The organism is Microcoleus sp. LEGE 07076, assembly GCF_015207455.1.
GTDB lineage: Bacteria > Cyanobacteriota > Cyanobacteriia > Cyanobacteriales > Microcoleaceae > Microcoleus.
Window position 1 is genome coordinate 1 of record NZ_JADEWV010000270.1, and the last position, 6,391, is coordinate 6,391.

Sequence of the window (6,391 nt, forward strand, 5' to 3'; positions counted from 1 at the left end):
TACTTCAAAGGCTACATTTTTTATTGAAAAGCTCCAACGCTCATTAGTTTGTTGGTCAATTTACCGAGAATTCAGTGACCAAAGTCTAGGTAAATCTCGGTAAATTGTCAACTGCCGTCAACCCTTCCTCTTCCTCTTCCTCTTCTAAATAGACAGCCCCAATTTTAAACCGAAAGCCGCGTGCAGCACCATAAGCGCCAGCGCCGTCGTACCCAAATAAGCGTGAACCGCCCGCAGTGACAGCTTATCGCCCCCAAAACCCGTTAGCGAAATCAAGCTGTTAGCAGTCAGCAACACAATTATTGTCGAACCAGTCCAAAAATGCGGGCTTTCCATAACTGGTTCGTGCTGCATCACCAGCGACAGCAAGCCACCAGTGTAGCCCAAAGCGATGAACAGAAACATCCAGGGAGCAAGCTTGCGGTGATCCGATCGACTTTTAATCGCGACATCCTTATCCGCCGCCAAACGTCCCTGCCATCCCGTATACCCGACAAAACTGCCCATCGCCACAACTACGATCCCCATCATTACCGGGTGCCCCCAATGAGTAATCGGTTCGGGAATGCCCATCCGGCGAAATTGACTGGCTATGGGTTCTAGTAGTTCGCTTAAATTTACCATTTGATTTTGATTCCAAACTTGGCAATAATCTCCATCAAATCATATTAACAGCAGCATCAGCCAGAGGGTGTTTAACTTGCTTTAAAACTATCTTCAAATGTTTAACTGCTGGCGACAGAGATCGAAGCTGGCACGCACTTCCTGGTGCCATGACTTTTTTTAACGGAACCCCAACACAAAGGGTAAAACCGGGCTATCTGTTTACTGGTAGAGCGTGGTTGTCCAGAGAGAGTCTATTACATCGCCGATAGCGGGCTTCAAAGAATTGTTCTTGTCGCGCCAAATATTGCCCAAAAACGCTTATTTAGACAAAACTTAGCCGGCTTTCGCCGGCTGTGAGATTTTGAAAGCAGCGATGCTGTTTCCAGTTAATTGTTTGTTAGCCTTATCAGCTAAATTGAAAAGCAAAAATAAATGCAATTTTCCCGTTACCCCCAGGGGCAGCTTTTTGCCCAATGTTCACAGCCTCATCCTGGCTCTGGATGTTAAATTTTACTGGCTTGCTCAAAGTTAATTTCAATTCCTTGACTTTTCAATGCCAAAGCTGGAAATTAACATCGCAGCCGACGAGCAGTAGCACTTCTACATTTTGCGAATCGCTATCGAGGGAGAGTCAACTCTTGCAAAAAACTAGGGGTTCCAAGTTTGAGACTTCTTGCATGAAATATGCCGTCTGACTGGTGGCAGTTCGATCTACTCAGCGCTAAACTCAGCGTTTGAAGGCACCCTGAAAGCACCGTTTTCGGTTGAGCTACCACCACTCTACAACCTGTCAATCCTGTCAACTAAATTGCTGGGGATTGAGTTGTAACAGAAGACAAGCACCCAATTTCGCGCTTAGCCTTCCTCGGAACCGTGCAATCACTAGACTCGGTGCGCCGTCGCCAGAGTAGCTTCCGAAGGTTGGATGTGGTACTTTACCAGATTTGCCAGTTCTTGTAACTGACTAATCGCTTCTGCACCTTCAAGTTTCATCAGTTCGCGATCGTCCCGCATCTCCGTCCAAGTGATACCGTAATCTGACACTAAAAATCGAATCAGATGGTTGTCCGTCAAACTGACCATAAATGAGGCACTGTTCATCTGACCCCCGCAAGTGTAGCAGGATGCCAGATAACCCCTATGCTCTAGCACGATCGCCAAAGCCTGGAGGTTCATTACCAAATCTTGGACGAATTTACGGTGTTGTTCTGCAAGTCTCAGAAACACAGTTGTTCTCCTTTCACCACGCCGTGTATTTTACACCCAATTTAATAATTTCTTAAATATTGGGTATCTAGGTGCTGGTTCAGTATATGTTTAGTATGCTCAAAAAAAGTCGGATTAGCGACCTCTTCAGCTCACTTATACTAGATTAACCGAGTTGCGTGCGAAACTAAGTATCAGCAGCGACATTCACTCAAAACACGCTGTATCCTAGGACTCCAGCTTCAAAGATATCCTGTGGTGATGCTTGATTCAGCCCTAGGACAGGCCAAAGATACAAATAACTAATCATAGCGATGGAGTTAGTTAAGAATAAGAGTTCAATCGCCTTGGGGATACTCCTCCCAAAGCGTCGTAGTCTGCCGCAAGCTCCGAAAATCGCCATTTCCCAAGATCAAGTGATCCAACAGCGGAATCGACAAAAACTGCGCTCCCGCCAGCAACTGCCGCGTCAAAGCAATATCCTCCGGGCTCGGCTCTACAATTCCCGAGGGGTGATTGTGGGAGATAATCGCCCGCGTCGCCCCTTGGCGGATCACTTCCCGAAAAATATCCCTAGGGTGAGCTAAAGTTTCCGTAGCTGTGCCGATCGTAATTACCTGAGTTCCCAGCAGCCGATTTTTCACATCCAGCAACACCACAGCAAAGCGTTCCTGAGACTGCCACATCAAATCCTGACTCAAGGCATCCGCAGCCGCTTGCGGAGAGTCAACCACAGCCATTTCCGGCGGCCGCGACTGAAACACCCGCTTCCCCAACTCCACCGCAGCCAAAATCCCAGTTGCTTTAGCAGGCCCGATCCCGTGAATCTGTGTCAACTCCTGCACGCTAATAGTCCGGAGCACTGCCAGAGGGTCGCGCTGGTGCTGGCTCAACTGATTTAAAATATACTGTCCCAGCCCCACTGCCGAAAGTTTGCCCTTTCCCTGACCGGTACCGAGTAGAATCGCAATCAATTCCGCCGTCGCCAAACTTTTCGGGCCGCCCGCCATCAGCCGTTCCCGCGGCCGTTCACTCGTTGGCAAATCGACAATTCTCAAGCTGTAAGTCATAGATGCACGTGCAACGCAAGCTCTACAATTAGATTGTACCCGATCGAGCTGCATTGTTCCAATCAGTAGAAGAGCCAAAAATCCCAGACATTAACCGACGTTTTTAGCAATCGTAATTTTCGTGAAAAAACCCGGTTTCTCGCCCCCTGGCGTAACTGCTGGTAAAATTTCTCGTAACGCTGCCACCAAAGTGAGGTGCGCGGGCAGCTCGTTCAGCGCAAAAGTGCGCTTACACTAGATTCTGGTCGTTCAGTCGAGGCTAGTAGCCCCGACGCAAGTGGGTGGGACGGCTTAGGTGCTGCAACCCCAAGCAAAACGAAGGAAACTGCGAGCGAAATTCCGTATAAACTAACAGATAGCTTGCGATTTTTCATTCCCACCCATCGAGGATTCACAAGACCCAGAAAAAAAGCAGGCATTGAAAACATAAATGTTAAAGCAAACAAGCTAGACATAACTGCGCCTCCGACTCACTAAATGTGTATATTAATTACTCTTATCTTCTATTAAAAACTCAAACAACCGCCAAAAAAAGTCCTTATTTAGGATTTATGACTTTAGAAGTATTCGCTGTGCTCAAACAGTCATAAAACCCTTGAAATCTACTACTACTTGAGGTAGATATTAAAACTTAATTATTTTTTTATAGAATCAAAAGATCCCGCTTAAAATAGACACTAAATTTCTCACTCAAAATATGCAAGTCCGCTTTAACGTAGTCCGCCAAAATCAAAACGAGGCTCCCCGCGTCCGCGCTTACACCCTAGAGGTGGAAGAGAGCAATACAATTCTCGACTGTCTCAACAGCATCAAGTGGGAACAGGACGGGACTTTAGCTTTTCGCAAAAATTGTCGAAATACAATTTGCGGCAGTTGTTCGATGCGAATTAACGGGCGATCGGCATTAGCCTGCAAAGAAAATGTGGGTAGCGAACTCGCCAGACTGCAAAAAATAGCTTATTCGAGTTCAGCAGAACAGCCTGCTGATTTCATCCCAGAAATTACCGTCGCCCCAATGGGAAATATGCCGGTAATTAAAGATTTGGTGGTTGACATGACCAGTTTTTGGGACAACCTAGAAGCCGTGGAACCCTATGTCAGCACAGCCTCGCGAGCAATTCCAGAACGGGAATTTCTGCAAACTCCCCAAGAGCGATCGAAACTCGACCAAACTGGCAACTGCATCCTCTGCGGCGCGTGCTATTCTGAGTGCAACGCCCGCGAAGTCAACCCGGAATTTGTCGGCCCCCACGCCCTCGCCAAAGCTTACCGGACGATCGCCGATTCCCGCGACGGGGAAACTGAAAATAGACTCGAAAAATACAATGAAGGCACCGCAGGCGTGTGGGGATGCACTCGCTGTTACTACTGCAACTCGGTTTGTCCGATGGAAGTTGCGCCGATGGATCAAATTGGTAAGATTAAACAGGAGATTCTCGATCGCCAAGACGAACAAGCCAGCCGATCGATCCGCCACCGCAAAGTCTTGATCGATCTTGTCAAAGAAGGTGGCTGGATAGACGAGCGCAAATTTGGCATCGAAGTAGTAGGAAACTACTTCCGCGACGTTAAAGGTTTGCTGAGTCTTGGGCCTTTGGGTTTGAGAATGATCGCTCGCGGCAAGTTCCCGTTGTTTTTTGAGCCTTCAGAAGGTACCGAAACCGTGCGAAATTTGATCGAATCTGTTCAAAGTTTAGAAAAGTCAGCAGATTAGCGATCGGCTGTCATTTTCCTGGTAAATTAGAAGTTGTGCGATTGCCAATCTTCCAAAAAACTATTTTTCAAAACTCGCAACTCAAAACATTTAAATGACTGCTAAAACTCCTCCATCCCCAAAACCAACAGCCCCAAATTCCCCAACACAAGCAGAACCCGCCTTTGGCTGGAATCGCTACGCCGAAACAATCAACGGACGATTTGCAATGGTGGGATTCGTGGCACTTTTGCTGCTAGAATTCTTCACCCGCCAGGATTTTTTCACCTGGCTGGGTATCCGTTAAATTAATGTAAATTAATCCAGAATGGAAGTTGAATATTTATCAAATATTCAGCTTTAATTCTAGTTTAATAAATATTTAAAATACATTGTATCGAATTATAAATGCTGTGTTAAAACATTTATAGTTGCAGGTAAATACATGAATTTACCGAAGTTAATAGCAATTGCTTATAGTGCGATCGTCCTAGCATCATGCACAAATCAACCTCCTAGCTTAATCTCCGAACCGCGATCGTCCAAGAGCGGACAAACATTTGCCCATTGGTGTTGCAAAAAGGCTGATTTGAGTGTGGAAGCTAAACGTACTGTTGAGGTGCTGTTGCAGAAAGCAGGGACTACTGAATGCGATGCGGCCGATCGAAAACTTTTCAGTCTCGCTGAACTCAGCCTCAGTAACAATTCTATCAGCGACATCAAACCGCTAGAATCTTTGACTAAACTAACAAAGCTAGTCCTCGAAGCAAATCAAATTTATGACTAAGCTCGACAAATTAGAGATACAAGAGCGTCAAACTTATAATTGCAGATCATATCATGGACGAGCGGGAGACGGCGATTAAAAGCCGGGGCGGGTTTACAGGCTTTCTCGTTTCTATTAGAGATATTGGTGAAAAGCTCCCCTATAGGAATTACGGTCAATTGAACGGACACGATATAACAGATGAATTTACTAAAGTCGATCGCACTACAATTAAGTGCGATCGACCTCAAACTATCAGGACAGGCTAATGCCGTGCCCTGACTCCGAAGTTTCGTTCCAACTAATTAATTTCCAGTTGTTTCGCGGACGGTCAAACTGTACTTCCCTCTACCTTTTGGAGGCGGATCGTAAGCATTGACAATGACGCGGTAGCGACCGCTCGCAGATAAGGTAACAGTAAGCTCTGAATTGGAATTTTGCTGCGTCGCATCATCATTTTCTGCAAGTAGCTCGCCTTGGGAGTTGAAAATAGCGAGATAAGTATCAAACTCGGTACTTTCTACGGTAACGACCACCTTCTGACCCTGAGTTCCTTCAAAGGTATACTCGTCGTACAAACTGCTGTCCGAGGGCAGTACAGAAGATTTAGCAGGGCTGAGTTCTCCCTTTTGCTCTAAAATCACCTTAGATGAACCCGCATCAGGACTGGGCGCTGATTCTACAGTGGGACTTTCAGTTGGCGAGGGATTGGGGCTTGCTTGAGCTAAAACAGCTTTGCCTGTAGGGGCCACATCAGGTGAATTTTGAGGAAATTCTGCTGAAATGAGGGTGGAGTTGCTAACAGCAGTTCCACCTGAATTTGAAATTGGCACCGAGAGAGTCGGCTTGCTAAAAAAAGTAGCTAGTAGAGCAATTGGCGCGATCGCCCAAAATCTAACTTTACGCATGAATTACCTCGATTTGCAACGAAGGAAGTAGTCAGTAGTCAGTAGTCAGTTGGCAGTTGGCAGTTGTTAGTAGTCAGTAGTCATCAGTTATTTGCTAGCAATTCCCAATTCCCAATTCCCAATTCCCCATTCCCAATTCCCC

General features: G+C 46.3%; 8 protein-coding genes. 4 read left to right on the plus strand and 4 right to left on the minus strand.

All coding sequences use genetic code 11. The features are described 5' to 3' along the window. Nucleotides 1-144 precede the first annotated feature (144 nt). The 3 genes from IQ270_RS26765 to radC all read right to left on the minus strand — a co-directional run bounded on the left by IQ270_RS26765 (nucleotide 145) and on the right by radC (nucleotide 2,882). Nucleotides 145-624: a DUF4079 domain-containing protein gene (locus IQ270_RS26765; RefSeq protein WP_193976194.1), complete on the minus strand. Its 480-nt coding sequence runs from the start codon at nucleotides 622-624 to the stop codon at nucleotides 145-147. A gap of 864 nt (nucleotides 625-1,488) precedes the next feature. Next, complete coding sequence (locus IQ270_RS26770) at nucleotides 1,489-1,833, minus strand: DUF1815 family protein (protein WP_193976195.1); 345 nt, start codon at nucleotides 1,831-1,833, stop codon at nucleotides 1,489-1,491. A gap of 317 nt (nucleotides 1,834-2,150) precedes the next feature. Then, nucleotides 2,151-2,882: a DNA repair protein RadC gene (radC, locus tag IQ270_RS26775; protein ID WP_193976196.1), complete on the minus strand. Its 732-nt coding sequence runs from the start codon at nucleotides 2,880-2,882 to the stop codon at nucleotides 2,151-2,153. 697 nt (nucleotides 2,883-3,579) lie between these two features. On the opposite strand from radC, the gene IQ270_RS26780 reads away from it, so the two are divergent. The 4 genes from IQ270_RS26780 to IQ270_RS26795 all read left to right on the plus strand — a co-directional run bounded on the left by IQ270_RS26780 (nucleotide 3,580) and on the right by IQ270_RS26795 (nucleotide 5,610). Next, nucleotides 3,580-4,596: a succinate dehydrogenase/fumarate reductase iron-sulfur subunit gene (locus IQ270_RS26780; protein ID WP_193976197.1), complete on the plus strand. Its 1,017-nt coding sequence runs from the start codon at nucleotides 3,580-3,582 to the stop codon at nucleotides 4,594-4,596. A gap of 94 nt (nucleotides 4,597-4,690) precedes the next feature. Continuing rightward, nucleotides 4,691-4,882, plus strand: coding sequence for a chlorophyll a/b-binding protein (locus IQ270_RS26785; protein ID WP_193976198.1), 192 nt, complete (start codon nucleotides 4,691-4,693; stop codon nucleotides 4,880-4,882). A 138-nt stretch (nucleotides 4,883-5,020) separates the two neighbouring features. Beyond that, nucleotides 5,021-5,362 carry a leucine-rich repeat domain-containing protein gene (locus tag IQ270_RS26790; RefSeq protein ID WP_193976199.1) on the plus strand — a complete coding sequence of 114 codons (342 nt, stop codon included), beginning with the start codon at nucleotides 5,021-5,023 and terminating at the stop codon, nucleotides 5,360-5,362. Between the two features lie 53 nt (nucleotides 5,363-5,415). Then, nucleotides 5,416-5,610 carry a hypothetical protein gene (locus IQ270_RS26795; RefSeq protein ID WP_193976200.1) on the plus strand — a complete coding sequence of 65 codons (195 nt, stop codon included), beginning with the start codon at nucleotides 5,416-5,418 and terminating at the stop codon, nucleotides 5,608-5,610. Between the two features lie 36 nt (nucleotides 5,611-5,646). Here IQ270_RS26795 and IQ270_RS26800 read toward each other — a convergent pair whose 3' ends face one another. After that, entirely contained in the window at nucleotides 5,647-6,249 is a 603-nt protein-coding gene (locus IQ270_RS26800; protein ID WP_193976201.1) for a DVUA0089 family protein, read from the minus strand. Between the last annotated feature and the right edge of the window lie 142 nt (nucleotides 6,250-6,391).

Bases quoted from the DNA above. Each gene is read 5' to 3' on its own strand.
- IQ270_RS26765 (WP_193976194.1), bottom strand. From the start codon at position 624: ATGGTAAATTTAAGCGAACTACTAGAACCCATAGCCAGTCAATTTCGC.
- radC (WP_193976196.1), bottom strand. From the start codon at position 2,882: ATGACTTACAGCTTGAGAATTGTCGATTTGCCAACGAGTGAACGGCCG.
- IQ270_RS26780 (WP_193976197.1), top strand. From the start codon at position 3,580: ATGCAAGTCCGCTTTAACGTAGTCCGCCAAAATCAAAACGAGGCTCCC.
- IQ270_RS26785 (WP_193976198.1), top strand. From the start codon at position 4,691: ATGACTGCTAAAACTCCTCCATCCCCAAAACCAACAGCCCCAAATTCC.
- IQ270_RS26790 (WP_193976199.1), top strand. From the start codon at position 5,021: ATGAATTTACCGAAGTTAATAGCAATTGCTTATAGTGCGATCGTCCTA.
- IQ270_RS26795 (WP_193976200.1), top strand. From the start codon at position 5,416: ATGGACGAGCGGGAGACGGCGATTAAAAGCCGGGGCGGGTTTACAGGC.
- IQ270_RS26800 (WP_193976201.1), bottom strand. From the start codon at position 6,249: ATGCGTAAAGTTAGATTTTGGGCGATCGCGCCAATTGCTCTACTAGCT.